Origin of the sequence: Pseudomonas sp. AU12215 (assembly GCF_001675465.2) — a bacterium.
Classification (GTDB): Bacteria; Pseudomonadota; Gammaproteobacteria; order Pseudomonadales; family Pseudomonadaceae; genus Pseudomonas; species Pseudomonas nitroreducens.
The window spans coordinates 13,113-37,317 of record NZ_MACM02000026.1 but is presented as its reverse complement, the minus strand read 5'-3'; the positions used below and the strand labels follow the sequence as shown (position 1 = coordinate 37,317).

Genomic DNA, 24,205 nt, shown 5'->3' with positions numbered 1-24,205 from the left:
AGGCGGAAGGCAGACAAAAAAGCGCAGTTCACTGCAGTGAATGAGCATTTTTTGTCTGTCTTCCAACGACGCATGGCCGACGCGCAGCCGCTCAGGCCCCGTGACCTTCGGCCATCGCAACGACTACCTTGCGCGGCCCGCTGAACGGCGAGCGCGCATGCGCCGCCAGCATGTTGTCGAGCATCAGCACATCGCCGCTGGTCCAGGGGAAGCTCACCTTGGCCTCCTCCAGCACGCCGCGGACTTCGTCGAGTACCGAGGGTTCGATGGGGCTGCCGTCGCCGTAGTAGACGTTGCGCGGCAGGTCTTGCTCGTCGACGATTTCCAGCAGGCTCTCGCGCACTTCCGGCGGCAGGTTGGAGACGTGGAACAGGTGCGCCTGGTTGAACCAGACCCAGTCGCGGGTGGTCGGGTGCTGCGCCACTGCCTGGCAGACCTGGCGAGTGCGCAGCTCGCCGTCGTCCTTCCACTCCCAGCCGATCTTGTGAGCCCTGCAGTAGGCCTCGACCACGGCCGGATCGTCGCTGTTGAACACCTGTTCCCAGGCCACATCCAGGCCGTTGCCGAAGTTGCGGGTGTACATCAGCCCGCGCTCGGTGAAGCGTCGGCGGATGCCTTCGTCTACCTGGCGGTAGATCTCGCGGCTGTCGGCGATGGGAGTCTCGCCGCCGCTCTGTGCGGCCTGCACGCAGTAGAACCAGATCTTCATCGGCCACTCGCGGGTGTAGGCCTGTTCGTTGTGCAGCGGGATGTGCTGGTGCGGCGGGTATTCGGTGGAGGTGTACACGCCGCTGGTGACGTTGCTGCGCGGCGTAGAACCGAATTCGTAGTTGAGCAGCGGATGGCCGAAGCCGGCGGCGAACTCGCGGAAGCGCTCCGCCGCACCGACCTGGAAGCCACGGAAGAGAATGCCGGCGCACACCGGCAGGCGCTCTTCAACCAGCGGGCGCAGTTCGGCCAGGGCATCGAGCAGGTCGATACCCTCGCCGCGCGCCTGCACCAGCAACGGCAGGCCGCCGCGCGCTTCAACCAGTGAAGCTATATCGAACAGAGTGGAGGTAGGCATCTGGATTCTCCGCGAGGGGCACTCAGGCCAGCGCTGCGCTGGACGGTTTCCCCGGTTGCTGCAGGCGGCCGAGCATCAGTTCGAGCAGGCGCGCCTCGTCGGTGTTGATGAAGAAGTGGCCGCCTTCGAGCATCTCCAGGGAGAAACCGGCGCAGGTCTCGTCCTGCCAGGCCGACAGCGACTCGACCGAAAGCCGGTCGCCCTTGCCACCGAACACATGGATCGGGCAGGTCAGCGGCGCGCGTCGGCGGTAGTCGTAGCGGCCGCAGAGGAGGAAGTCGGCGCGCATCACCGGCAGGGTCAGGGCAAGCATCTCGGCATCGGCGAACACCGCCGCCGAGGTGCCGCCCAGCCGCCGCATGCGTTCGATCAACTGCGCGTCGCTCTGCTCCTGCGCCAGCTCACGATGGCTGTCGCGGTGTGACGGCGCAGAGGCGGCCGAGGCGAACAGCGCCTGCGGCAGCGGCAGGCCGCGCTCGCGCAGGGCATGGGCCAGTTCGAAGGCCAGCAGACCGCCGAGGCTGTGGCCAAAGATGGCGTAAGGCAGATCCAGGCGTGCGGCGATCTCATCGGCCAGTTGGCTGGCGAGAGCTCGCAGATCGGTCTGCAGGCCTTCGGCGAAGCGCCGACCACGGCCGGGCAACTCCACTGGGCAGACCTCGATCCACTCCGGGAGCTGGCGCTTCCAGCGCGCATAGAGCATGGCGCTGGCGCCGGAGTACGGCAGGCAGAACAGACGCAGCACGGGTCAGTGCCCCGCAGCCTGGCCGTCCATCTTCTGCCGCAGGCTCAGCGGGCGCATATCAGTCCAGTTGGCTTCGACGAAGGCCAGGCAGTCGGCCTTACTCCCCTGCTTGCCGGCCTCACGCCAGCCGGCCGGGACTTCCTTGTAGACCGGCCACAGCGAGTACTGCTCTTCGCCATTGACCAGCACCTTGTACACCGCGTCTTCGCGATCGAAAGCCATTGCTCTTCTCCTCTCTCCAGATGGGGATGCCGACGCAGAGCGGTTACCCCGTTTTTCCAGCTCTGCCATGAAGACGAGGGAGGCAATGAAATAGTTAGTGTTCTCGGATGCGATTAATTCTCATAAGATATGCGCCGGCGAAATTTCCTGGCTTGTCCTTCACCTGTAAGTCGAGAGTTCTGACGAATGGATGCGAATGAAAAAACTTCACACTTGTGTGGGAACCCTGTCCCAGAGCGATAGTCGGAGTCTCTCGAATAAATTGATAATAATTATCATTTGATCTAGATTACCGCCTCAACCCATGTGGACGTCCCCGCCTCCGCCGCCGCATAGGAACACCTTGCATGTCCAAGCCAATGCCCGCCGAGTCGCGCCCCGCTCTCCACGAGCTGTTCGCCACCCACCGGCAGACCTTCATCAATGCGGCCGCACGCATCCTCGGCTGCCGCAGCCATGCCGAAGACGTGGTGCACGATGCGTACATCAAGCTCAATGCGAGCGACCTCACCCCCGGCATCCAGTCGCAGAGCGGCTACCTGATGCGTGTGGTGCGCAACCTGGCCATCGATCTCTATCGCCGTCAGGCGCTGGAGAAGCGCTACTCGGGTAGCGAGGAAGAAGGCATGCACATCGCGACGCCGTCCGCGTCACCGGAAATGGAGCACGAGGACCGGGAGACCCTGGAAGCTATCTCCAGCGCCCTGCAGACGCTGCCCGAGCGCACCCGCTATGCCTTCGAGATGTACCGCCTGCACGGCCGCACGCAGAAGGAAATCGCCGAGGAACTGGGCGTCTCCCCGACCCTGGTGAACTTCATGGTGCGCGACGCGCTGATCCACTGCCGCAAGACCCTCAAGGGCCTGGAAGAAGGCCGCGGCTGATGCTCAGCCTTCCGCCGCCAGAGCGCGGAAGGTCGAGCGATACTGCTCCGGCGTGGTGCCCGACAGCCGCCGGAACATGGCGATGAACGCCGAGGGGCTGCTGTAGCCCAGGTTGAAGGCGATCTGCTGCACCCCCTCCCCCGATGCCAGTGCCTCGATGGCGGCAAGAAACCGCAGGCGCTGGCGCCATTCGCCGAACGACATCCCCAACTCCCGCTGGCAGGCTCGCGCGAGGGTGCGCTCGGTGCTGTGCACGCGCTCGGCCCATTGCGCCAGAGTGCGGTTGTCGCCCGGCTCGGCCTGCAGCGCGGCCAGCACCTCACCCAGCGCGCCGCCGCTGGCATAAGGCAGGTAATCATCATGGGGCTGTGCGGCCTGGAGCTGGTCGATCACCACTTCGGCCAGGCGCTGGTCGGCTGCGCTCTGCGGGATGTTGACCCGGCGTGCGGCAAAGTCGGAGAGGATCGCCTTGAGGATGTCGCTGATCGCCAGAGTGCAGGGATTCTGTGGCAGCTTGCGCGCCAGTTCGGCGGACACGTACAGCGAGCGATAGACGATGGCCTGCCGGTTGTAACAACTGTGTAAACGCCCCGGCGGCACCCATACCGCGTACTGCGGCGGCGAGAGAAAGCGCTGGCCGTCCACTTCCAGCTCCATCACCCCGTGGGAGGCGTAATTGAGCTGGCCCCAGGCGTGGCGGTGGCTGGGCGAGTGAGTCCCGGCGTCGAACTCGTCGTAGCGAAAGTACAGATCGGCGGGCAGGCGGTCGATGTCAGGAAGGGGAAGCGGCAGTACGCGGGTCATGTCCGAAAGCCGGGGTGGATTGTCTTATTTTCATTATACGTCTGGATTCGGACGAGCGGAGAATATGCACCGTTATCCCCGGAAGCGTTTCCCATGAATTACCTGTTCCCCTTGCTGGCCGTGGTCATCTGGTCCGGCAACACCGTCGTCAACAAGCTCGCCGTAGGGCAGATCGCCCCCGCGGAAATCGGCTTCTTCCGCTGGCTGCTGGCCGGCGCGCTGCTGACGCCCTTCCTGCTGCGCGCCACCCTTGCCCACTGGCCGGTGATCCGCGCCAACCTGGGCAGGATCGTCACCCTCGGCCTGCTCGGCATGGCGGTCTACCAATGCCTGGCGTACTACGCCGCCGCGCTGACCTCGGCGACCAACATGGGGATCATCCTGTCGCTGATGCCGCTGATGTCCCTCGCCCTGGCATCGATCCTGCTGCGCCACAGGATGAGCGCCACCGCGCTGCTCGGCGCGCTGGTGTCGCTGGGCGGCGTGCTGCTGGTGATCACCCAGGGCAACCCACAACAATTGATCAGCCACGGCGTGAACCTGGGCGATGGCATGATGATCGTCGCCACGGCGGCCTATGGGGTGTACGGCGTGCTGCTGAAGAAATGGAACCTGCCGCTGCCGCCGCTGCTGATGCTCTACCTGCAGGTGCTGGTGGCCATCGTTGCGCTGGCCCCGCTGTATATCGCTTCGCCGCACCACGGCCTGACCACGGCCAACCTGCCGCTGGTGCTCTATGCCGGGCTGCTGGCTTCCATCGTCGGTGCGCTGGCCTGGATGCAGGGCGTACAGCGCATGGGGCCGAGCCGAATGGCGCTGTTCTTCAACCTGCTGCCGGTGTTCACCGCCGCCATCGCCGCCGTGGTGCTGGGCGAGCAACTGACCAGCTATCACCTGATCGGTGGCGCGCTGATCCTGAGCGGCGTATTACTGGCCGAGCTGTGGCGGCCGCGGGAGAAACCCGTCACGGCCGCCAGCGCTCGCTGAATCAGGCGTTGTCACGCAACTCGGCCATCAGCGTCGCCACCAGCTGCGCCGCCGGCATCTCCCGTGACAACGGCGCGCCCTGCCCGGCCCATTGCACGGCGAAGTCGGTATTGCCCTTGGCGTTCGCTGCAGCCGTCAGCGCCTTGGCCGCGTCATAGGTGATGGGGTAGTCAGGCAGCGCCGGCGCATCGGCGCTGCCCAGGTCAGTGAACAGCCGATTCACCATCCCGCGAGCGGCGCGGCCGGAAATCGCCGCCGTCACCTCGGTGCGTTCTCCTCGCTCGCCACGCAGCGCTGCCTTGAATGCGGCGTTGGCCGAAGACTCGTCGGCAGCTATGAACGCGGTGCCCATCTGCACGGCCTGGGCGCCCAGTTCGAACACCGCGCGCATGCCCTGCCCATCCATGATTCCACCTGCCGCGATCACCGGCAGGCCTGTGCCTTTCACCAGCGTGCGGACCAGCGCGAAGGTGCCGATGCGCGCGTCCTTCTCCGGCTCGAACACGCCCCGGTGGCCACCGGCCTCATAGCCCTGAGCGACGATCGCATCGATGCCCGCTGCCTCGATGGCGCGGCCCTCTTCCAGGCAGGTGGCAGTCGCCAACAGGCGGATGCCGGCGGCCTTCAGGCGATCGATCCAGCTCTGCGGCGGCAGGCCGAAGTGGAAGCTGACCACGGCCGGGCGCGCCTCGATGAGGAACTCCAGCATGTCCGGATCGGCCAGGAAGCTACGATAGATCTCGGTGATCTGCTGCGGCGGCTGCGCATCGAACTCGGCGAACAGCGGGCGCAGGTGCTCCAGCCAGGCCGCCTCGCGCGCCGGATCGGCCACCGCCGGGCGGTGGCAGAACAGGTTGAGGTTGAGCGGCTTGTCGGTCAGCGCGCGGGTCTGCTCCAACAGGGCGCGGGCCTGCGTCGCGTTGCTGGCGCCCAGGCCGATGGAACCCAGGCCGCCGGCATTGGAAACCGCCGCGGCCAGCGCCGGGGTGGACACGCCAACCATGGGTGCCTGGATGATGGGGAACTGGATGCCGAGCAGGTCGGTGATGCGCATGACGGGGTCCTCAACGTCAGGGTCGGCGAAGTCGCCGTTTGGCCTGTAATGGCTTGACTTAACATCTCATAAAGAGAATATTCGTCGCAACATATTCTCTATTGAAGATTAATCATGGATCTCTCCAGCCTGGAAATCTTCCGTTGCGTGGCCGAGGAACAGAGCGTCACCCGCGCCGCGGCCCGCCTGCAGCGCGTGCAATCGAACGTCACCACGCGCATCCGCCAGCTCGAGGAAGACCTTGGCGCGGCGCTGTTCCTGCGCGACGGCAAGCGCATGACGCTGACCGACCAGGGCCGCGACTTTCTCCGCTACGCCGAGCAATTGCTCGCCCTCGCCACCGAAGCCCGCCAGTCGCTGCACCCGAGCAGCGCCACCGGCAGCCTGCGCCTGGGCAGCATGGAGGCCGCCGCCGCCAGCCGGCTACCGGAAATCCTGGCGCGCTTTCACCGGGCCTATCCCGACGTGGAACTGCACATCACCACCGGCCACAGCCAGAAGCTGATCAATGAAGTGCTGAACCGCCTGCTCGACTGCGCGCTGATCTCCCATCCGGACATCCTCCACGCCGAACCCGGCTTCGAATCGCTGCTGGAGCGCGGCCTGTGCGCCGAACCGGTGTTCCGCGAGGAGTTGCTGCTGGTGCTGCCTGGCGACCATCCACCGGTAACCCGGCCCGAGGATGTGCAGATCCGCACGCTGGTGGGCTTCGCCCGCGGTTGCACTTACCGGCAGTTGCTGGAGCGCTGGTTGAACGGAGCGTCGCTCGCCGTGCAGGAGGTCGGTTCGTACCATGGCATCCTCGCCTGCGTTAACGCCGGCTCCTGTTTTGGCGTGCTGCCTCGTTCAGTGCTGGAGCTGCATCGGGATATGCCGGCCCTGCAGGTGGTGCCGCTGCTGGAAGTGGACACCTTGCTGATCTGGCGCGAAGGCTACGCCACCGGCGCCTTCCAGCGCTGGCGGGAAGCCCTCGAGGCACGCCCGTGAGCCGCACCCGCCGCCTGCCCGCGGCGCTGTCGGCAGCACTGATCCTTGCCGTGGGCATGGGCTTTGGCCGGTTTGCCTTTACCGGGCTCTACCCGCTGATGGTGCGCGACGGCGTGCTCAGCGTCACCGGCGGCTCGCTGGCGGCCTCGGCCAATTACGCCGGCTACCTGCTGGGTGCGCTGCTGCTGGCGCGCAGCCACGAACGACATGCTGCACGCATCTGCCTGATCGCCCTGGTCGGCACCTTGGCCGCCCTCGCCGCCATGGCCATTCCGGCACCCGTCTGGTTTGCCGTCGGCGTGCGCCTGCTGGCGGGCGTGCTCACGGCCATGGTGCTGGTCAGCGCGGCGCAATGGTTGTTGCAGAGCATGGGCGAAAGCCATGGCGCTCCGATGATGTTCGCCGGCGTGGGCGTCGGCATCCTGGTCTCGGCGGAACTGATTGCCGCCGGCAACGCCTTCGGCCTGGGCAGCGCCGCGATCTGGTGCGTGTTGGCGCTGGCCGGGCTGGTGCTGTCGCTGCTGGCCACCCCCGCGCTGGGCCGCGCAGCACCGACTTCGCCGCAGCAGACAACGAACGGTACGGGGCCGATGCCCGAGCTGTCCGCGTTGATCATCCTGCTGGTCTACGGCCTGGCCGGCTTCGGCTACATCATCACCGCCACTTACCTGCCATTGCTGATGAAGAGCGGCCTGGGCGCCATCGACCCGCTGCAGGTCTGGGCCGCCTTCGGCCTGGGTGCGGCACCGTCGTGTTTCCTCTGGCATCGGCTGCACCTGAGGCTCGGCGGCCGTCGCGCATTGGCGTTGAACCTGCTGGTGCAGGCCATCGGCGTGATGCTGCCGGCACTGGGCGAGTCCGCTTTCCTTTATCTGGGCAGCGCGGTGCTGGTGGGTGGCAGCTTCATGGGCACCGTGACCATCGCCATGCCGGCGGCCCGCGCGGTGGCCGCGCAGGTGCGCTTCAACATGCTGGCGGCGATGACGGCGCTGTATGGCGTCGGGCAGATCGCCGGGCCACTGGCCGCCAGCGCCCTGCGCGGGTTGACCGGCAGCTTCATTCCGGCCCTGGGCGCCGCCGCCAGCGCCCTGCTGATCGGCGCGCTGTGCTGCCTGCCACTACGCCGGACTGCCCTTTGCAGGAGCGAGCTTGCTCGCGAACAACCTCAACACCACCGCTGCCTGTAAATCTGTTCGCGAGCAAGGACTGGGCGTCCCCCTAGGTCCGGCAGGCAAGGCACCCGCTCAGGCCGGCGGCGGCTGGCGGAAGGACACGCCCAGGCGGTTCCACACGTTGATGGCGCCGATGGCCACGGTGAGGTCAACCAGTTCGCGCTCGCTGAACTGCTCGCGGGCGAGCTGGAAGACCTCCAGTGGCACCTTCGATTCGGACAGCAGCGTCACCGACTCGCTCCAGGCCAGCGCCGCGCGCTCACGCTCGGTGAAGAACGGCGATTCACGCCACACACTGACGGCGAACAGGCGCCGTTCGGTCTCGCCATTGCGGCGCGCTTCCATGGCGTGCATGTCGGCACAAAAGGCGCAGTTGTTCACCTGCGACACGCGCAGGCGCACCAGTTCCAGCAGTGGCTTCTCCACCGACAGCTCGAAGATGGCGGCTTCCAGCGCCAGCACTGCCTTCAGCGCTTCCGGCGAGGCAGTGTAGTAATCCAGACGCGGCTCCATGACAGGAACTCCAGACAATGACCCGGCCATTGTGCGCCGGCGCCTCGCCCTGAGAGGTGGCCAATCCACCGAAATTGCACCGCGCAACTTCACCACGGCCAATGCCGGCGCTACGCTTGCGCGACCGCCCTGCCCCGGAGTTCGCCCTTGGAGCTGCACCTGATCATCCACGGCCAGAAAGATCTCGCCGGGCAACTCTATCGCCAGCTGCGCGAAGCCATCGACTCCGGCCGCCTCGCCGCCGGCACCCGCCTGCCGCCCAGCCGCTTGCTGGCCGAGCAGTTGGGTATCTCGCGCAAGACCATCTCCGACACCTACGCCCAGCTCACCTATGAAGGCGTGCTGGTGGGCAAGATCGGCAGCGGCACCTTCGTCAACACGCACCTGCCGCGGCATGACCGGCGCCAGGATGGCGTGCGCTTCGCCAGCCAGGAAAACATCGAGCGCTGGTGCAACCTCGACACTCGCCTGCGTCACCCCGGCGCCGCCGGCACGGCGAAGGCCGACTTCATCGGCGGCGCCACCACCCAGTTGCAGTTCCCCCAGGAAGAATGGCGGCGCTGCGTGAACCATGCGCTGCGCCAGATGGCCGGCATGCGCGGGCACTACAGCGCCCCCGAAGGCATCGCGCCGTTGCGCGATGGCATTGCCCGGCACATCTCCTATGCACGCGGGGTGAACTGCCAGCTGGACGACGTGATGGTCTGCAATGGCGCGCAGCAGGCGCTGGACCTGCTTGCCCGCATCATGCTGCGGCCGGGTGACAGAGTCGCGATGGAAGACCCCGGCTATACCCCGGCGCGGCTGATCTTCCAGACCCTGGGTGCCGACGTGGCCAGCGTGCCGGTGGACGCCGAGGGCATCTGCGTTGACCTGATTCCCGAAGGCACGCGGATGATCTACACCACCCCGTCGCACCAGTTCCCGCTGGGCATGCCGATGAGCCCGGCGCGCCGCGAGGCGCTGCTGGCGCGGGCGCTGGAGCTGGGTGCGCTGGTGATCGAGGACGACTACGACAGCGAGTTCCGCTACGAAGGCCGGCCCACCGATGCGCTGCAGAGCCTCGACCGGCACGGCGTGGTGGCCTACATCGGAACGTTCTCCAAGGTGCTGCTGCCGGAGCTGCGCCTGGGCTATCTGATCCCGCCGCCCAGCCTGTTCCCCGCGCTGGTGCGCGCCCGGCAGATCAGCGACTGGCACAGCTCGACCCTGCCGCAATGGGCGCTTTCCAAGTTCATCGCCGAAGGCTATTTGCTCAAGCACATCCGCCGTTGCCACGGTATCTACGCCGGGCGCCGCGAACGGATACTCGCGCGGCTGACCGGCGACCTGGCACCCTGGCTGGAGGTGGTGCCCTCGGTGGCCGGCTTTCACCTCACCGCGCTGCTGCGCCAGCCGACCAACGTGGCGCTGCTCACCGAGCTGGCGCGCAAGGTCGAAGTCGGCCTCTACGGCCTGGCGCCCTTCCACCACCAGGTGCCGGTGCGCGACGGCCTGCTGCTGGGCTTCGGCGCCATCGACACGCTGGATATCGACCCGGCGCTGGACAAGGTGCGCGACCTGCTGCAGCAGTTGGGCTGACGCCAAAACCCAATTCCCAGGGAGCATAGGAGCAACTGTCTTTTCCTGGGGAGTCCGTACCAATGCATCCCCCTCACCCCAGCCCTCCCCCTCAGGGAGAGGGGGCCGCCCGAGCCAGCTGACGCTGAGGTTTCATCCTGCACCGAACGGTCCCCTCTCCCTTTGGGAGAGGGTTAGGGTGAGGGCCGACCCAAGCGCAGAAGCATCTCGTAGGAGCGGACTCTGTCCGCGATCGATTTCCGACCATTCCAGGCCCGCCGGTAGCACATCGCGAACGAAGTCCGCTCCTACGCTCCCGATAGCATCGCAGCGCGCAGCGGAAGGATTGGTCCAACGGTTTTCCCGGGAATTGGCAGTTCATGCGCAGACGGCGCGGCCGTAACCTTCCAGCATCGGTTTTGAAAGCCGGTTCCGGCCTTTACCGGATGCCGGCGCCAGCGCCCAATGGCCATCCATTGCAGAAGGAGCCCCGCCATGTCCCCGTCCGCCATTGCCATCGTCCGCGTCCAGGCATTCCCCGGCCAGGCCAGTGCGCTGGGTTCCTACCTGGGCGAGCTGCTCGAACAGGTGCGCCGCCAACCGGGCTGTCAGTCCGGCGAGCTGCAGGCGCTGGCCGCCGACCGCTGGCAGGTATCGACCTGCTGGGCCAGCCAGGCCGAGCTGGAGGCACACCTGTCCGGCCCGAAGGCTCAACAGTGGCTGGGCCAGCTCGGCAGTGGTGAACTGGCGCTGGGGCTGGAGTTCGAGAGCCACAGCGCCGAGTGATTCAGAACGGCGAGCGCACCACACCGCCGTCCACCCGCAATGCCGCGCCATTGGTGGCCGACGAGGCCTCGGAGCAGACGTAGACCACCAGGTTGGCCACCTCTTCCGGGCGCGCGAAGCGCTGCAGCAGGGAGCTGGGCCGCGCACTGCGGAAGAACTCGGCCTCGAACTCCGCGAACGGCTGGCCGCCGGAGAGTTTCTCGACGAATTCGTTGACGCCCTCCGAGGCGGTCGGCCCCGGCAGCACCGCGTTCACTGTCACGCCGGTGCCCGCGCAGGTCTCCGCCAGCCCGCGGGACAGGCTGAGCTGGGCCGTCTTGGTGACGCCGTAGTGGATCATCTCCACCGGGATCACCATGCCACTCTCGCTGCTGATGAATACCACCCGGCCCCAGTTCTTCTGCTTCATGCCCGGCAGGTAGGCGCGGGACAAACGGACACCGGAGAGCAGGTTGACGTCGAGGAAGCGCACCCAGTCCTCGTCCGGGATGTCCTCGAAGGGCTTGGGGTCGAAGATGCCGAGGTTGTTCACCAGTACATCCACCGCCGGATAGCGCTTCACCAGCGCGGCAACCTGCTGCGGATCGGAAAGATCGCCGGCGAATCCTTCCACCTTGGCGTCCGCCTGAGTGGAGCGGATGCGCCCCAGCGCCTCGTCCACGGAAGCCTGGCTGCGGCCATTGACGATCACCCTCGCCCCTTCGCGGGCCAGGCCCTGGGCAATGGCGAAACCGATGCCCTTGGTCGAACCGCTGACCAAGGCGAGCTTGTCGGACAAATGCAGGTTCATGGGGTGTCTCCGGGGCGGAAGTATGGGGCGGGCGCGACATCGCAACCTGGGCCCGTGGACGGATCAGGATAGATGAAGGTCCGCAAGGCGCAGGCCTCAGTGGTCGGAAGGCGTTTCAGGCTTCGCCGGCGCTGCGTGCCAATGCTCCCTGGGGACCCATTTCGCCTCCTGCGGATCGCCCAGGTAATGCGGCGACATGATCTGCACGCCGTACTCGTTGAACACGTCCTGGATATTCGCGTGCAGTACGCTCAGCAGCAGTGCGCGCGGTCGCGGCTCGCTGGGGATGGCCTGGGCGACCAGGCGGTATTCGGGGTAGAAGTCCGACAGCGCGGTCTGGAATACCTGCGGCGCCGGGGTTTGCAGGATCCCGTCGGTGCGCCGCGCCGCTTCGATCAGCATCGCCTCCACCTGCCGCCACGGGGTGTCATAGCCAATGGTGACCACGGTATCCACCACGTAGCCTTGGCCCTGGACGATGCGCGAATAGTTGCGTGTCACGGAGCCGGTGATCATCGAATTGGGCAGCGTCAGCACCTCGCCCAGGCCGGTGCGGATGGTGGTGTTGAACACTCCGACCTCGGTCACCGTGCCCTCGTTGTCGCCAATGCGGACGAACTCGCCCACCCGCAGCGTGCGCGAATAGGTGAGGATCAGTCCCGAGGCAGCCTGGCCTATCACACTGGACGCACCGAGGGAGATCATCAGGCCGACCAGCACCGACAGGCCCTTGAAAGCCTCGGTGCCGGAGCCGGGCAGGTATGGGTAGGCCATGACAATGGCGAACAGCCAGATCGCCAGGGAGGTCAGCCGCGTGGTCGGCTGCAGGGTTTCCTCGGTCAGCCAGCGCAGGTTGCCCGGCCGTGCCATGCGTTGCAGCACATGACGGGAGAAGCCGCTGATGGCGCGGGCGATGATCAGGATGCACAAGGCGACTGCCAACCCCGGCAGCGCATCCAGCATGCCGTTGATCAGGTACCGCGCGAGGTTGACCAGATGCACATTGAGGCTCTCGCCCCAGGGCCGGGTATAGGGGAAGCGCGACAGCACGAAGCTCAGCCACTGGTAGCTGAAGAGGAACACCAGCAGCCAGTAGACCAGCCAGATCAACCGGCCCACCAGGTAATAGAGGTAGCGGCTGCCCAGCAGGGGTGTCTGGCCGACCTTGAGACGGCCGCTGTGCCGGCTCATCACGTCCGGCAGGCGGTCCAGCAGTTTGCCCCGCACATAACCGACGCCGCGCAGCAGTAACAGGTAGGCCAAGGTGGCCACCGCCGCCAGTCCCAGCGCGCTGAGCAGATAGCGCACGCTGCCCGCTTCGCGATTCTCGGCCACCGCGAGGCGCAGGTTGCCGGCGGCCGCCTCGGCGGCGGCACGCACCGAACTGCCCGGCGGGTCGACATCCTCGGGCGAAACGATAAAGGCGCGGCTATAGCCGAGCAGGACCATGTAGCTGTCCTGGATCGGGTCGAGATTCACCTTCAGCTCATCGCCACCCTGCAGGGCTTCCTCGATGGTCGCCTTGGCGCGGTGCGCGCGCACCTGCGGTGACTCGCCGAGCAGCGTGGCGCGGAACACCAGGATGCGGCGATTCTCGACTTTCAGCTCCGCCGCGGCATCGTCGGCAGCGCGGACTGCCGTGGCCGGCATTTCGGCGGCGACGCTGGTCTGCCCCCACACCCCTGCCAGCCATACCAACAGCAGACATCTGCCCAGCATTTTCCCCATCCCCAACCCCCGGCGCTCCGGCGCCCTGCTCCGGTCTCTCATGGACCGCTCGCTCAAGCGTAGCCAAAGTCGGAATAGGCGTCTGACGGGCGGCGAAATGCCGCTATGTAGGATCCATTCGTCTGGAAGCCGCGTACAGCGTAGGAGCCAGCGATGGGCTGTAAGACTCCTGTTACTTACCTGTCGCTTATGTCGCTGTTCTGCTTGCGATAATTCGGAATGGTACTAGCGTCAATTGCGTAAGCAGATATGCGTAGGACTGCTTTTTCTCTCGATATTGATCAGCCGGAATTAGGGAAATGCAGGCCAAGTATCGTTCGAAGCTTTTCCAGCCCGCCGCCCACGCGCTCGCGCTGGAGCAACGCATTCTTTTCGATGGTGCCGCTGCCGCCGCCGTCGACCAGCAGCACCACGACTCCAGTACGGGAGCCGAGGCCAAGGACACGGCCAAGCCGGCCACGGCTGTCGAGGCTCGGGCCCAGGCGGCGGCGCCCGCGCAGGCCGCGCCGCGCAACCTGGTGGTCATCGATGCTCGCCTGGAGAACCGTGACCAGCTGGCCGCCAACCTGCCGGTGGGCACCACCGCCCTGGTAGTGGATGCCGGCCAGGACGCCATCGCGGCAATCAGCAGCGCGCTGACGCAACTGGGCAAGGTCGACTCGATCCAGATCTTCTCCCACGGCGCCACCGGCCAGTTCACCCTCGGCAACCAGACCTTCACCCGCCAGAGCGTCGATCAGCTCGGCGATCGCCTCAGCGCCTGGCGCGGCGAACTCAATGCAGGGGCGGATATCCAGTTGTACGGCTGTGACGTCGGTTCGGGCAGCGCCGGTCAGGCGCTGGTCAACGAACTGGCGCGCTGGACCGGCGCGGATGTCGGCGCCTCCAGCAATGCCACCGGCGCTACCCGCGCCGGCGGCGACTGGAACCTGGAAGTGCGCGCAGGCGATGTCGACAAGACCATCGCCCTGAGCGCCAGCACCCTGACGGACTTCCAGGGCCTGCTGGCCAATGCCAGCCCCACCGTAGCCATGGGCAGTGGCGGCGCGGCGGTGCGCCTGGGCGATACCTTCACCTTCGACGTCATCTTCAGCAACCCCTCCACGCAGGTGGGCTACGCCCCCTACATCGACCTGTTCATGCCGGCCACCGGCCGCGACGGCAACGACGGCGCCACCTTCGTTTCCGCCAGCTACCTGGGCCAGTCCGTGAAGAGTTTCGTCGTCACCTTCGACGGCAGCGGCAACGCCACCCATCCACTGGCCAAGGACGCCAATGGCAACGCCCTGGTGATCAACGCCGCCAGCGTCGGCATGAAGCCGGGCGACCAGATGGTGGTGCTGCAGTTACCCTACGCCAGCGTCACCGTCGGCCAGCCGGCCATCGACATCCAGGTCACCGCGCAGTTGAGCAACCTGGCCGATACCAGCTATTCCGACGGCGCGCCGAACCTCACCATCAACGCCCGCGGCGGCTTCGAATACGGCAACGACTCGCTGAACAACCCCGCGCAGGATCCGACCCTGGTGGAAGCCGCGCTGCACAGCTTCGTGGTCACCCCGACCCTGCTGTCGGTCACCCAGACGGTGGATATGCCCGAGGGCGAAACCGTCACCGGCCCGAACTTCACCCGCACCGAAACGGTCACCGTGACCCCGGCCCCCGGCCAGACCCTGACCAACGTGACGGTCACCCAGACGGTACCCGACCAGGTGCATGTCAGCTCCATCACCCCCGGCGCTGGCGGCACCCTGTCCTCGATCACCCTGCATGACGGCACCGTGCTGACCGACCCGGCGCTGATCGCCGCGGCCCTGAACAATCCCAATGCCTTCGTCGCCAGCTACACCATCCATTACGACACCCTGAGCGCCGCCAGCACCACCTCGGTCGGCTTCTACGTCCCGGAGATCGACGCCGCCGGGCGGCCGGTGCTCGATCCAACAACCGGCAATCCGCGCACCATCACCTTCGGCACCGCGACCGTGAGCGGCGACTGGAATCCGCTGGACCCGCGCGACCGCCCGATCGACCCGGACGGCTACCCCTTTACCGTGACCGGCAACGGCGCGGGTGTCGCCTTCGTCGCCAAGTCCATCACCCTGCTCAAGACGGTGAACCTGCAGACCGATGTCGGCACCCCCGGCATCACCCCCGGCGATACTTTGCGCTACACCATGGATGTGGCCATTTCCGACTTCTACGCCTTCGGCAAGAACATCCTCGGCCAAGGCCGCTTCACCATCACCGACCAACTCAGCGACGGCCAGACCTTCTCCGCCGCGAACGCGCCAAGCATCGTCATCCAGCAACACGGTGGATCGCAGGTGATCCCGGTGATCTACACCGCCACGGTGAACGCCGATGGCAGTACCACGCTGGTCTTCGATATCGGTGCCTCCATTGCCGCCGCCGTGCAGGGGCCGGGGCTCTACGCGCTGTTCGGCGATCTCTGGGACGACGACATCCAGGAAGGCGCCACGCGGTTGTCCGTCGTCTATGACGCGATCATCGACACCACCTACACCTCCGACCACCCGCCCCACGACCAGCTCAACGAGGGCGACAGCGTCAGCAACAATGCGCTGGTGGATGCCACCGTGCTACGCGACGCGCTGAACACCGGCGGCGAGCAGACCGACGGCTCCAGCACCACCAGCACCATCAAGACCTCCAACATCGATATCCAGCTCACCCAGGTCAACGGCGGCGCACCGCCGGGCAACGGTGAGCTGCGCCCTGGCGACGTGGTGACCTTCACCATCACCTATGACCTGCTGGTGGCCGATTACGAGAACTTCACCCTGACCGCCTACCTGCCGCTGCCGCTGCTCGCCTCGCAGGTCACCGACTGGACCCAGGGCACCGGCGTGGGCCAATGGACCTTCGGCGCCGGCAACACCATCGGCGATGTACCGGACAGCGTGCGTACCGGCGCCGGCAATTCGATCATATTCAACTTCGGCAACTACGCTTCCGGCGGCCTGAATGGCGGCCGGGTGCAGGTGCAGTTCACCATGGTCGTGGGCGACCAGCCCTTCGCCGACCAGCGCGAACTGGACGTCCTGGCGCAATCCAGCCAGACCACCACCATCGACAAGACAGTGCTGATTTCCTCGGATGTGGCGGTCATCGAGTCGGTGGCCGAACCGGTGCTGGATATCAAGCACGGCGTGGTTTCCAGCACCAATGGCACGGTCACCGGCACCACCGGCACCTGGGCCCAGCCGGGTACCACGGGAGTACCCTTCAGTGGCAGCGTCACCAGCCTCGCGGCGGTGGACGGCAACGTCAGCGGCATCGACGGCGCCGACACCCTGCGCCTGGCCACCGCGATCAAGAATACCGGCGGCGGCGGCGCTTTCGACGTCGCCACCAGCATCACGCTGCCCGGCGGGCTGGCCTTCGTCGGCGGCAGTCTCGCGACGGCCAACCTGCAGATCCATCGCGGCGACGGCACCCTGCTGGTGCTGGGCGTCGACTACAGCGTCAGTGGCAACAGCATCACCTTCCTCGACGCCAATAACCAGGCCACCCTGCTCGCCGGCCGCACCGGCACCGCCAACGATGTCTCCGGCGCCAACGTCGTGGTGATCACCTACGACGTTACCGTGGACAACGCCATCCTCGCCTCGCGTACGCTGCAGACCAGCGCCGCGCTGACCAACTATGCCAGCGTGAACGGCGGCCAGGACTTCACCCCGGTGGACATCGTCGAGGTCGCCAACCAGCAGGTGGCGGCGCCGACCATCACCAAGACCTACCAGAACGACGGCCCCCCCAACGACGCCTCAAGCGCCGGCCACACCACCGGCAGCAACCTGGTGATCGGCGAGAAGATGACCTACGACATCGTCGTCACGCTGCCCGAAGGCGGCACCGCCAACCTGCGTCTTTCCGACCTGATCCCGCCCGGCCTGCGCCTGGATACCACGGCTTTCAACGGAGCCGGCTACCAGATCATCGTCAATAGGACCTCCAGTAATGGAGAACCGGTCAGCCTCGCGCTCACGCAAGATTTCAACGGTAACGTCACTGTCAGTACATCATCCCCACCCCTCGACGGTAGCGATGGTGCCGACTTGCAACTGCTGTTCAGTGCAGCGGGCTCCACCGCGGACAACAACGTCGCCAACAACGCCTTTGTCATCCGCCTGGTGCTGGTGGCGAGCAACGTGCAGGGCAACCAGCAGGGCGTGACCCTGAACAACGGTGCACAGATCACCTACAGCGACCCCGATGGCGATACGCCCAACGGCGCCACGGCGGTGGATCGCACAGTCACCAGCGCGCAGCAGCCCTCGGTGAGCATCGTCGAGCCGACCCTCACGGTGACGCAGAAGGTCAACTCCACCCCCACCTTCGGCGGTTTCGACGAAGGCGACACGGTCACCTTCGACATCACCATCGAAAACACGTCCGGGATCAATGCCTTCGACCTCAGCCTGCTGAACATCCTGCCCACGCAGATGGACAACATAGTGATCACCGGCATCGTCTACAGCGGCGGCGCCACAAACAATACCGGCGTGGACTTCATCATCCAGAACGGCCAGCTGGTTACCGCCAATGGCGCGAACATCGACATCGCCAACGGCGGCAAGATCGTCATCTCCCTGTCAGGCGTGGTGAACGCCACGGCAGCCGGCCAGGCGGTCATTTCAAACAACGTCGTGGTGCGCTGGACCAGCCTGGACGGCCTGAGCAACACCACCGACACCGGCGCCGGCGAACGCGGCGGCGACGATGGACTGCTCAATTCCGGGGTGCTCAACGACTACCGGCAGATCAACACGCTGTTCATTCCCGTCACCAACGGCATCCAGGTCTCCCGCGTCGGCGGCCTCGATGCCACGCCACCGGCCACCAATTCCTCCGGTGCCACTGACACCGCCGGCCTGGAGGAAACCGTGGTGGTCGGCGAGATCATCCGGTACCGCGTGGCAGTCGTGGTACCCACCGGCGACAACCCCAACTACCAGATCCGCATCGAACTGGCTCCCGGACTGGAATTCATTCCCGCCGATCTCAACAATATCCTGATCGCCCTGGGCTCCAGCGCCATCGGCGGGCTTAGCACCGACGCCACCGACCTGATCAGCGGCGGCACCCTGGGCATGGTCGGCAACCAGAACAGCGACGTGTCACTACCGATCCACCCTGACCTGTCCGGCGACAAGCCCACCGGCATATTCAACATCAACAGCGGGCGCCTGCAGATTTCCCCTGATGGCCGGACCATCACCTTCAACCTGGGCAACCTGACCAACACCGAGGTGAACGATGGCGATATCGAAGGCGTGATCCTGGAATTCAACGTCCGGGTCGCCAACATCGCCAGCAACCAGTCCGGAGCCCAGTTGGGCATGAATGTGTTCGAACACGTCGGCGCCGGTGCCGGGGTCGATCGCGGCCACAGCGCCACGATCTTCGAGCATGTGGTGGAGCCGAGCTTCACCGGCATGGATAAATCGGTCATCGACATCGCCGCCGGCAGTGTGGCGGGCACGACCAACGCCACCGTCTCCGTCAGTTTTACCCAGAACGGCGAAGTACCGGCCTACAACGTCGTGCTGCGCGACCAGTTCCCCAGCGGCAGCGACTACGCGATCCAGAGCATCGTCATCAACGGTACCAGCTACACCACCGGCAACCTGCCGGCGGGCGTCACCGCGAGCGTGGTGGGCGGCCAGGTGGTGCTCAACTTCGACCAGCTGAACGTCAACGACAAGGTGCAAGTGGTCTACAGCGTCACGCTGCCCAACACCATCGTTCCCGACGATGCCAACAGCTCCGCGGTGCTGACCTGGACCAGCCTGCCCACCAGCTTCGAGAACGCCGGCTGGGGCGGCTCGCGGCCACTGACCGCCGGCGGCGTCGATGGCGAACGCACCGGCCAGGACGGCGTCGGCGGGCTGAACAACTACATCCTCAGCGACGGCGCCGGCATGGGCGTGGTGCGGGGCACCCTGTGGGATGACACCCGGTCGGCCACCAACAGCGTGACGCCTGACGGCCCCGGCCTGGGCGGCATCGGCGTGACCCTGACCTGGGCCGGCGACGACGGCGTGTTCGGCAACGCCGACGACCGTACCTTCAGCACCACGACGGCCGCCGACGGCACCTACCAGTTCGCCATCCTGCCCTCGGGCAACTACCTGGTGGCCGTGGCGCAGAACTTCGCCCAGGCCAGCAACAACCGCTTCCACGTTCGCGTGGATACCGACACCGGAACGGCCACCGTCGGCCTGGGCAACATCAACCTCAACCTGAGCGAAGGCGCCATCGGCATCGCCAATGCCGGCTACGTGCATATCAACGAAGCGCCGATCAACACCGTCGCCGACCAGCATGGCCAGGAAGACACCGTACTGCACATCGTCGGCCTGGCCACCAGCGACGTGGACGTCAATGCCGGCAACGCCAACGGCGTCATGACCGTGACCCTCACCGTGATGCACGGGGTGCTCTGGCAGACAGGGACGGCACCGGGCCCCAACGACACGCCGCCCGCGGGCGCCGGTCGCAGCCTCGTGCTCACCGGCACCCTGCAGCAGATCAACGTGCTGCTCAGCCAGATCTACTACAAGGGCGACCAGGACTTCAACACCGGCCGAAACGTCGAAGTCCTGACCATGGCCACCAATGACCAGGGCAATTTCGGCGACGCGGACAACGATGGCATTCCCGGCGAAACAGTCGAAGACGCGCTGCTGGCCATCAACACGATGAACATCGTCATCGACCCGGTGAACGATGCGCCTGTGGCCCACCCCGACCTCGCCATCGCCATCGAAGCCGGCGGCCTGAACAATGCCGACCCGGGCGTCGACCCGACCGGCAACGTGCTGGACAACGACACCGACGTCGACATCGCCACCAACGGCGACGTGCTCAAGGTCACCCGCGTGGAGAACTCCATCGGCGGTTTCGCGACCGTGGCGGCCTCCGGCGTGACCCCCCTTGCCGGCCGCTACGGCACGCTGTACATCACGGCCACGGGTGGCTTCCAGTATGTGGTCGACAACACCAACGCCGCGGTACAGGCCCTGCGTAGCGCCGGCGACGTGCTGCGCGACTCCTTCGGCTACTTCATCACCGATAGTGGCGGCCTCGGCAGCTCGACGTCCCTGACCATCGACATCCACGGCGCCAACGATACCCCGATTGCGCATAACGACGCCGGCACTGCCGTTGAGTCCGGCGGCACCAACAACGGCAGCCCCGGTGCGGATGCCATCGGCAACGTGCTGCTCAACGACACCGACGTGGACTCCACGGTCTACGGCGAGACCAAGGCCGTCAGCCTGGTGCGCTACGACGGCATCGGCGGCGGGCGCATCTTCCCGGTTGCTCCCGGCGCGCCGGCGACGCTGCCGGTCCTCTATGGCAGCCTGACGATGAACGCCGATGGCTCCTACCGCTACGTCGTCGACAACAGCAATCCTGTGGTCAATGCCTTGTCGCCCGGGGAAACCCTCACCGAGGTGTTCACCTATCAGGTCACCGACAAGGGTGGCCTGAGCGCCATCGCCACGCTGACCATCACCATCCAGGGCGCCAACGATGCCCCGGTGGCCGTGGACGACCACAACACCGCCACCGCAGGCGCCAGCGACGGCAGCCCGGCGCCGGTCAACGCCAGTGGCAACGTGATCACCGGCGCTCCGGGCACCGGCGTGGACACCGACGTCGATAACGCGGACAAGCCCAATGCCGACAGGCTCCGGGTTGATGGTGTGCGCTCCGGCCTGGAAACTGCCGGCGGCACGCTGACCACCGTCGCCGGGACGATCAGCATCACCGGCACCGCCGCACGGCTGGCCAACGGCACGATCATCAGCGGCAACTTTGGCCAGCTCACCATCGGCGTCGATGGTACCTACCTCTTCGAGGTGAACAGCGCCGACCCGGCCATCCGCGCGCTCACCGCCAACCAGTCCCTCGACGTGGTGTTCACCTACCGCATCCACGACAGCGGCGGTCTGACCGACCTGGCGCAACTGGTAATCACCGTGACCGGGGTGAACGACCCACCCATCGTGCAACCGGTAGTGATCCACGCCACCGAGGCCGGCGGGCTGCTCAACAACGTTCCGGGCCTGGACCCAACTGGCAGCATTCGTGGCTCGTACACCGATCCGGATGGCGACGTCCTCACCATCACCGCGGTGGTCAGCCCCAGTGGCGCCAACGGTACCGTGGGAGCAGACCTGGCCGGCAATCACGGCACGCTGCTGCTCAATGCCGATGGCAGCTACCGCTTCCTGGTCAACAACCTCGACCCGGCGGTCCAGTCGTTGCGCACCTACAACGACACACTGACCGAGGTGTTCACCTACACCGTCAGCGATGGCCAGGGCAAATCCGTCACCCGAACCTTCACGGTGATCATCCACGGGCAGAACGACACTCCCATCGCCGCCGACGATACCGGCACCGCCATCGAAGCTGGCGGCACGCTCAATACCACCCTTGGCGCTCCCGCTACCGGCAACGTTCTGCCCAACGACCTGGACGTGGACGGTGCCGCCTACGGCGAAACCAAGGTGGTCGATGCCGCACGCACCGGCGCCGAAGCCGCCGGCGGTACGCTCATCGACCTTGCCGCCAGCGGCGGCGTGATTGCCGGCAGCTATGGCACCCTGGTGCTCAATGCCAACGGCACCTACACCTACACGGTGAACGACAGCCTCGCCGCGGTGCAGGCACTCAAACTCGGCGACAGCCTGGTGGAAACCTTCACCTACCGCATGCACGATACGGCGGGCGCCACGTCCATTGCCCAACTGACCATCACCATCGAAGGCCGCTACGACGCTCCGGTGGCCAACGACGACATCAACTACGCCGTGGCCAACCTCGACGGCAGCGGCGGGCGCAATCCTACCGGCAATGTCATCACGGGCTTGGGCGCACTGGGCGTCACGCTCGGCGCCGACACCGATGTCGATGCCGGCGACCACCTGGTGATCACCGGCATCGGAATCGGCGCCGAAAACCGCAATCCTCCGCTGACGCCGGTGCCCGCGGGCACCACCGGCGCCAATGGCCATACGATCCAGGGTCTGTTCGGCACCCTGGTGATCGGCGCAGACGGCAGTTACCAGTACTTCGTCGACAGCACCAATCCCACCATCGTCTCGCTCGGACCGCTGGCCTTCGCCATCGAGGCGTTCACCTATCAGGTGACCGATGACGGTGGCCTCAACGACCAGGCAACGCTGTTCATCATCATTCGCGGGCGCAACGACCCACCCGTGACCGAGCCGGACTTCGGAACTGCCGTGGAGGATGGCGGCCTGCACAACAACGTGCAGGGCAGCAACCCGTCCGGCAACGTCCTGGCCAACGACACCGACCCGGACACCATCACCAGCATTCCCCAGGACGTGATGCACGTGGTGGCGTTCTGGACCGGCGACCGCCCGCTGCCGGCCGACGCCAGCGCACCCGGACAGACACTGCGCGGCCAGTACGGCACGCTGACGCTGAACCAGGACGGCAGTTGGAGCTATGAGCTCGACAATACGCTGCCTGAGGTCGAAGCCCTGCGCGCCAGCGGCCAGACCCTGCAGGACAAGTTCACCTACCTCGGCGCGGACATCTGGGGCGGCGCCACGCCCGGCCTGCTGACCATCACCATCGACGGCCGCAACGACACGCCCATCGCCAGTGACGATACCGCCACCGCCGTCGAGGCTGGCGGCGTGAACAATGGCACCCCCGGCGTCGACCCGCGCGGCAACGTGCTGGATAACGACACCGATGTCGATGGCGTGCAGTACGGAGAGACCAAGACCGTGGTCCATTACACCGGCGAGAATGGCAACACCGTCAGCGCCGGCCAGGTGCTCCAGGGGCTCTACGGCAAACTGACGATCAACGCCGACGGCAGCTACCAGTACGTCGTGGACAACGCCAACCCGACGGTGCAAGCCCTGCGCACCGCCGGCGAAACCCTTCGCGAAGTGTTCACCTACCGCATGCGCGACACTGCCGGCGCAACTTCGGACGCCCGCCTGACTGTCACCATCCGGGGCGCCGACGACAACCCGGTAGCCCGCGACGACAGCAATGTTGCCAGCGACGAAACCCCGGCGCCGCAGGCCAGCGGCAACGTGCTGCCCAACGACAGCGACGTGGATGGCGGCGACCAGCTGACCGTCACCGGCATCCGTACCGGCGAGGAAACCGCCAGCGGCACAGCCGGTGTCATCGGCCAGCCCATTGCCGGTCGCTACGGCACGCTCGTATTGAATGCCGACGGCAGCTACACCTACACCATCGACCTGAGTAATCGCGAAGTCCTCGCCGCTGCGGGCCTGGGGCAGATCCTCAAGGACTATTTCACCTACACCATCAGCGACCTGGCCGGCCTTACCGACCAGGCGCAGCTGACCATCACCCTGAACATCGCCACGCCCTACATCCCGCCGGGTCCGCACTTCGACCGCTTCGGCGACGACGGCTACCCGCGTGATCGGATACCCGACGTCGACCCGGCGATCTTCGTGCAGCCGGTGGTCGAGCGCATCGACGAGCGCCTGTCGCTCTCCGGCTGGGGCGCCGACGGCAGCAACGTCGAGTTCTTCGCCACGCCGGAGATCGAAAGCCCGTCGCTGGGTGCGCAACTGGGCCAGGTGAAGGGCCAGTTCGTCGCCCGCGCCGTCGCCGAAAGCCGCCGTGCGGCAGCCCTGGACAACAACTGGGTCGACGGCCGCCACGGCGTCATCAGCCTGAGCGCCGACGGCCTGCTGCCCGATCCCTCGCTGTGGGCGCCCTTCCCCGCCGACATGGTGGGCAAGGCGGAAAAACCCGCGCAGACCGCACCGGGCTTCCGTGCCCAGCTGCGTGAGGCCGCCCAGCGCCGGAGCGGTGGCCAATGAGGAACATGCGACCCATTC

15 protein-coding genes are annotated in these 24,205 nt (G+C 66.3%); 7 read left to right on the top strand and 8 right to left on the bottom strand.

What is annotated here, in order from left to right; translation table 11 throughout:
* Positions 1–91: 91 nt before the first annotated feature.
* Genes A9513_RS07575 through A9513_RS07565 form a run of 3 tightly spaced genes read right to left on the bottom strand, consistent with a single transcriptional unit; the run spans position 92 to position 2,033 of the window.
* Positions 92–1,066 carry a TauD/TfdA family dioxygenase gene (locus A9513_RS07575; protein WP_065084379.1) on the bottom strand — a complete coding sequence of 325 codons (975 nt, stop codon included), beginning with the start codon at positions 1,064–1,066 and terminating at the stop codon, positions 92–94.
* A gap of 22 nt (positions 1,067–1,088) precedes the next feature.
* Entirely contained in the window at positions 1,089–1,811 is a 723-nt protein-coding gene (locus A9513_RS07570; RefSeq protein ID WP_065084378.1) for a thioesterase II family protein, read from the bottom strand.
* Positions 1,812–1,814: 3 nt separating this feature from the next.
* Positions 1,815–2,033 carry an MbtH family protein gene (locus A9513_RS07565; RefSeq protein ID WP_024764718.1) on the bottom strand — a complete coding sequence of 73 codons (219 nt, stop codon included), beginning with the start codon at positions 2,031–2,033 and terminating at the stop codon, positions 1,815–1,817.
* A gap of 347 nt (positions 2,034–2,380) precedes the next feature.
* Between A9513_RS07565 and A9513_RS07560 the strand changes: the two genes are divergently transcribed.
* Positions 2,381–2,917, top strand: a complete 537-nt coding sequence (locus tag A9513_RS07560) for an RNA polymerase factor sigma-70 (RefSeq protein ID WP_065084377.1) — start codon at positions 2,381–2,383, stop codon at positions 2,915–2,917.
* Positions 2,918–2,920: 3 nt separating this feature from the next.
* On the opposite strand, the gene A9513_RS07555 is transcribed toward A9513_RS07560, so the two are convergent.
* Positions 2,921–3,721 carry a helix-turn-helix domain-containing protein gene (locus tag A9513_RS07555; protein WP_024764716.1) on the bottom strand — a complete coding sequence of 267 codons (801 nt, stop codon included), beginning with the start codon at positions 3,719–3,721 and terminating at the stop codon, positions 2,921–2,923.
* 93 nt (positions 3,722–3,814) lie between these two features.
* On the opposite strand from A9513_RS07555, the gene A9513_RS07550 reads away from it, so the two are divergent.
* Entirely contained in the window at positions 3,815–4,708 is an 894-nt protein-coding gene (locus tag A9513_RS07550; protein WP_037018628.1) for a DMT family transporter, read from the top strand.
* Position 4,709: 1 nt separating this feature from the next.
* Here the strand turns inward: A9513_RS07550 and A9513_RS07545 are convergent, their stop codons facing one another.
* A complete protein-coding gene (locus A9513_RS07545) occupies positions 4,710–5,762 on the bottom strand; it encodes a nitronate monooxygenase family protein (protein WP_065084376.1) in 1,053 nt (350 codons plus the stop codon).
* 114 nt (positions 5,763–5,876) lie between these two features.
* Between A9513_RS07545 and A9513_RS07540 the strand changes: the two genes are divergently transcribed.
* Both A9513_RS07540 and A9513_RS07535 read left to right on the top strand, forming a co-directional pair.
* On the top strand, positions 5,877–6,749 hold the full coding sequence (locus A9513_RS07540; protein ID WP_065084375.1) for a LysR substrate-binding domain-containing protein: 873 nt from the start codon (positions 5,877–5,879) through the stop codon (positions 6,747–6,749).
* A complete protein-coding gene (locus A9513_RS07535; protein WP_024764714.1) occupies positions 6,746–7,936 on the top strand; it encodes a YbfB/YjiJ family MFS transporter in 1,191 nt (396 codons plus the stop codon). The genes A9513_RS07540 and A9513_RS07535 overlap by 4 nt, the downstream gene beginning before the upstream one ends.
* Positions 7,937–7,993: 57 nt before the next feature.
* Here the strand turns inward: A9513_RS07535 and A9513_RS07530 are convergent, their stop codons facing one another.
* Positions 7,994–8,434 (bottom strand): carboxymuconolactone decarboxylase family protein, encoded by a 441-nt coding sequence (locus A9513_RS07530; protein WP_024764713.1) that lies wholly within the window; start codon positions 8,432–8,434, stop codon positions 7,994–7,996.
* A 147-nt stretch (positions 8,435–8,581) separates the two neighbouring features.
* Here A9513_RS07530 and A9513_RS07525 point away from each other — a divergent pair, with 147 nt between their 5' ends.
* Positions 8,582–10,015 carry a PLP-dependent aminotransferase family protein gene (locus A9513_RS07525; RefSeq protein ID WP_024764712.1) on the top strand — a complete coding sequence of 478 codons (1,434 nt, stop codon included), beginning with the start codon at positions 8,582–8,584 and terminating at the stop codon, positions 10,013–10,015.
* Between the two features lie 474 nt (positions 10,016–10,489).
* Entirely contained in the window at positions 10,490–10,780 is a 291-nt protein-coding gene (locus tag A9513_RS07520; RefSeq protein ID WP_065084374.1) for a putative quinol monooxygenase, read from the top strand.
* A 1-nt stretch (position 10,781) separates the two neighbouring features.
* Here A9513_RS07520 and A9513_RS07515 read toward each other — a convergent pair whose 3' ends face one another.
* Positions 10,782–11,570, bottom strand: a complete 789-nt coding sequence (locus A9513_RS07515) for an SDR family NAD(P)-dependent oxidoreductase (RefSeq protein WP_024764710.1) — start codon at positions 11,568–11,570, stop codon at positions 10,782–10,784.
* Positions 11,571–11,666: 96 nt separating this feature from the next.
* A complete protein-coding gene (locus A9513_RS07510; protein ID WP_052239104.1) occupies positions 11,667–13,220 on the bottom strand; it encodes a mechanosensitive ion channel family protein in 1,554 nt (517 codons plus the stop codon).
* 377 nt (positions 13,221–13,597) lie between these two features.
* On the opposite strand from A9513_RS07510, the gene A9513_RS07505 reads away from it, so the two are divergent.
* Positions 13,598–24,187, top strand: coding sequence for a VCBS domain-containing protein (locus A9513_RS07505; protein ID WP_065084373.1), 10,590 nt, complete (start codon positions 13,598–13,600; stop codon positions 24,185–24,187).
* Positions 24,188–24,205: the final 18 nt, after the last annotated feature.

Excerpts from the sequence above, each read along its gene's own strand:
- A9513_RS07575 (WP_065084379.1), bottom strand. The coding sequence starts at position 1,066 with ATGCCTACCTCCACTCTGTTCGATATAGCTTCACTGGTTGAAGCGCGC.
- A9513_RS07565 (WP_024764718.1), bottom strand. The coding sequence starts at position 2,033 with ATGGCTTTCGATCGCGAAGACGCGGTGTACAAGGTGCTGGTCAATGGC.
- A9513_RS07560 (WP_065084377.1), top strand. The coding sequence starts at position 2,381 with ATGTCCAAGCCAATGCCCGCCGAGTCGCGCCCCGCTCTCCACGAGCTG.
- A9513_RS07555 (WP_024764716.1), bottom strand. The coding sequence starts at position 3,721 with ATGACCCGCGTACTGCCGCTTCCCCTTCCTGACATCGACCGCCTGCCC.
- A9513_RS07550 (WP_037018628.1), top strand. The coding sequence starts at position 3,815 with ATGAATTACCTGTTCCCCTTGCTGGCCGTGGTCATCTGGTCCGGCAAC.
- A9513_RS07545 (WP_065084376.1), bottom strand. The coding sequence starts at position 5,762 with ATGCGCATCACCGACCTGCTCGGCATCCAGTTCCCCATCATCCAGGCA.
- A9513_RS07540 (WP_065084375.1), top strand. The coding sequence starts at position 5,877 with ATGGATCTCTCCAGCCTGGAAATCTTCCGTTGCGTGGCCGAGGAACAG.
- A9513_RS07530 (WP_024764713.1), bottom strand. The coding sequence starts at position 8,434 with ATGGAGCCGCGTCTGGATTACTACACTGCCTCGCCGGAAGCGCTGAAG.
- A9513_RS07520 (WP_065084374.1), top strand. The coding sequence starts at position 10,490 with ATGTCCCCGTCCGCCATTGCCATCGTCCGCGTCCAGGCATTCCCCGGC.
- A9513_RS07515 (WP_024764710.1), bottom strand. The coding sequence starts at position 11,570 with ATGAACCTGCATTTGTCCGACAAGCTCGCCTTGGTCAGCGGTTCGACC.
- A9513_RS07510 (WP_052239104.1), bottom strand. The coding sequence starts at position 13,220 with ATGCCGGCCACGGCAGTCCGCGCTGCCGACGATGCCGCGGCGGAGCTG.
- A9513_RS07505 (WP_065084373.1), top strand. The coding sequence starts at position 13,598 with ATGCAGGCCAAGTATCGTTCGAAGCTTTTCCAGCCCGCCGCCCACGCG.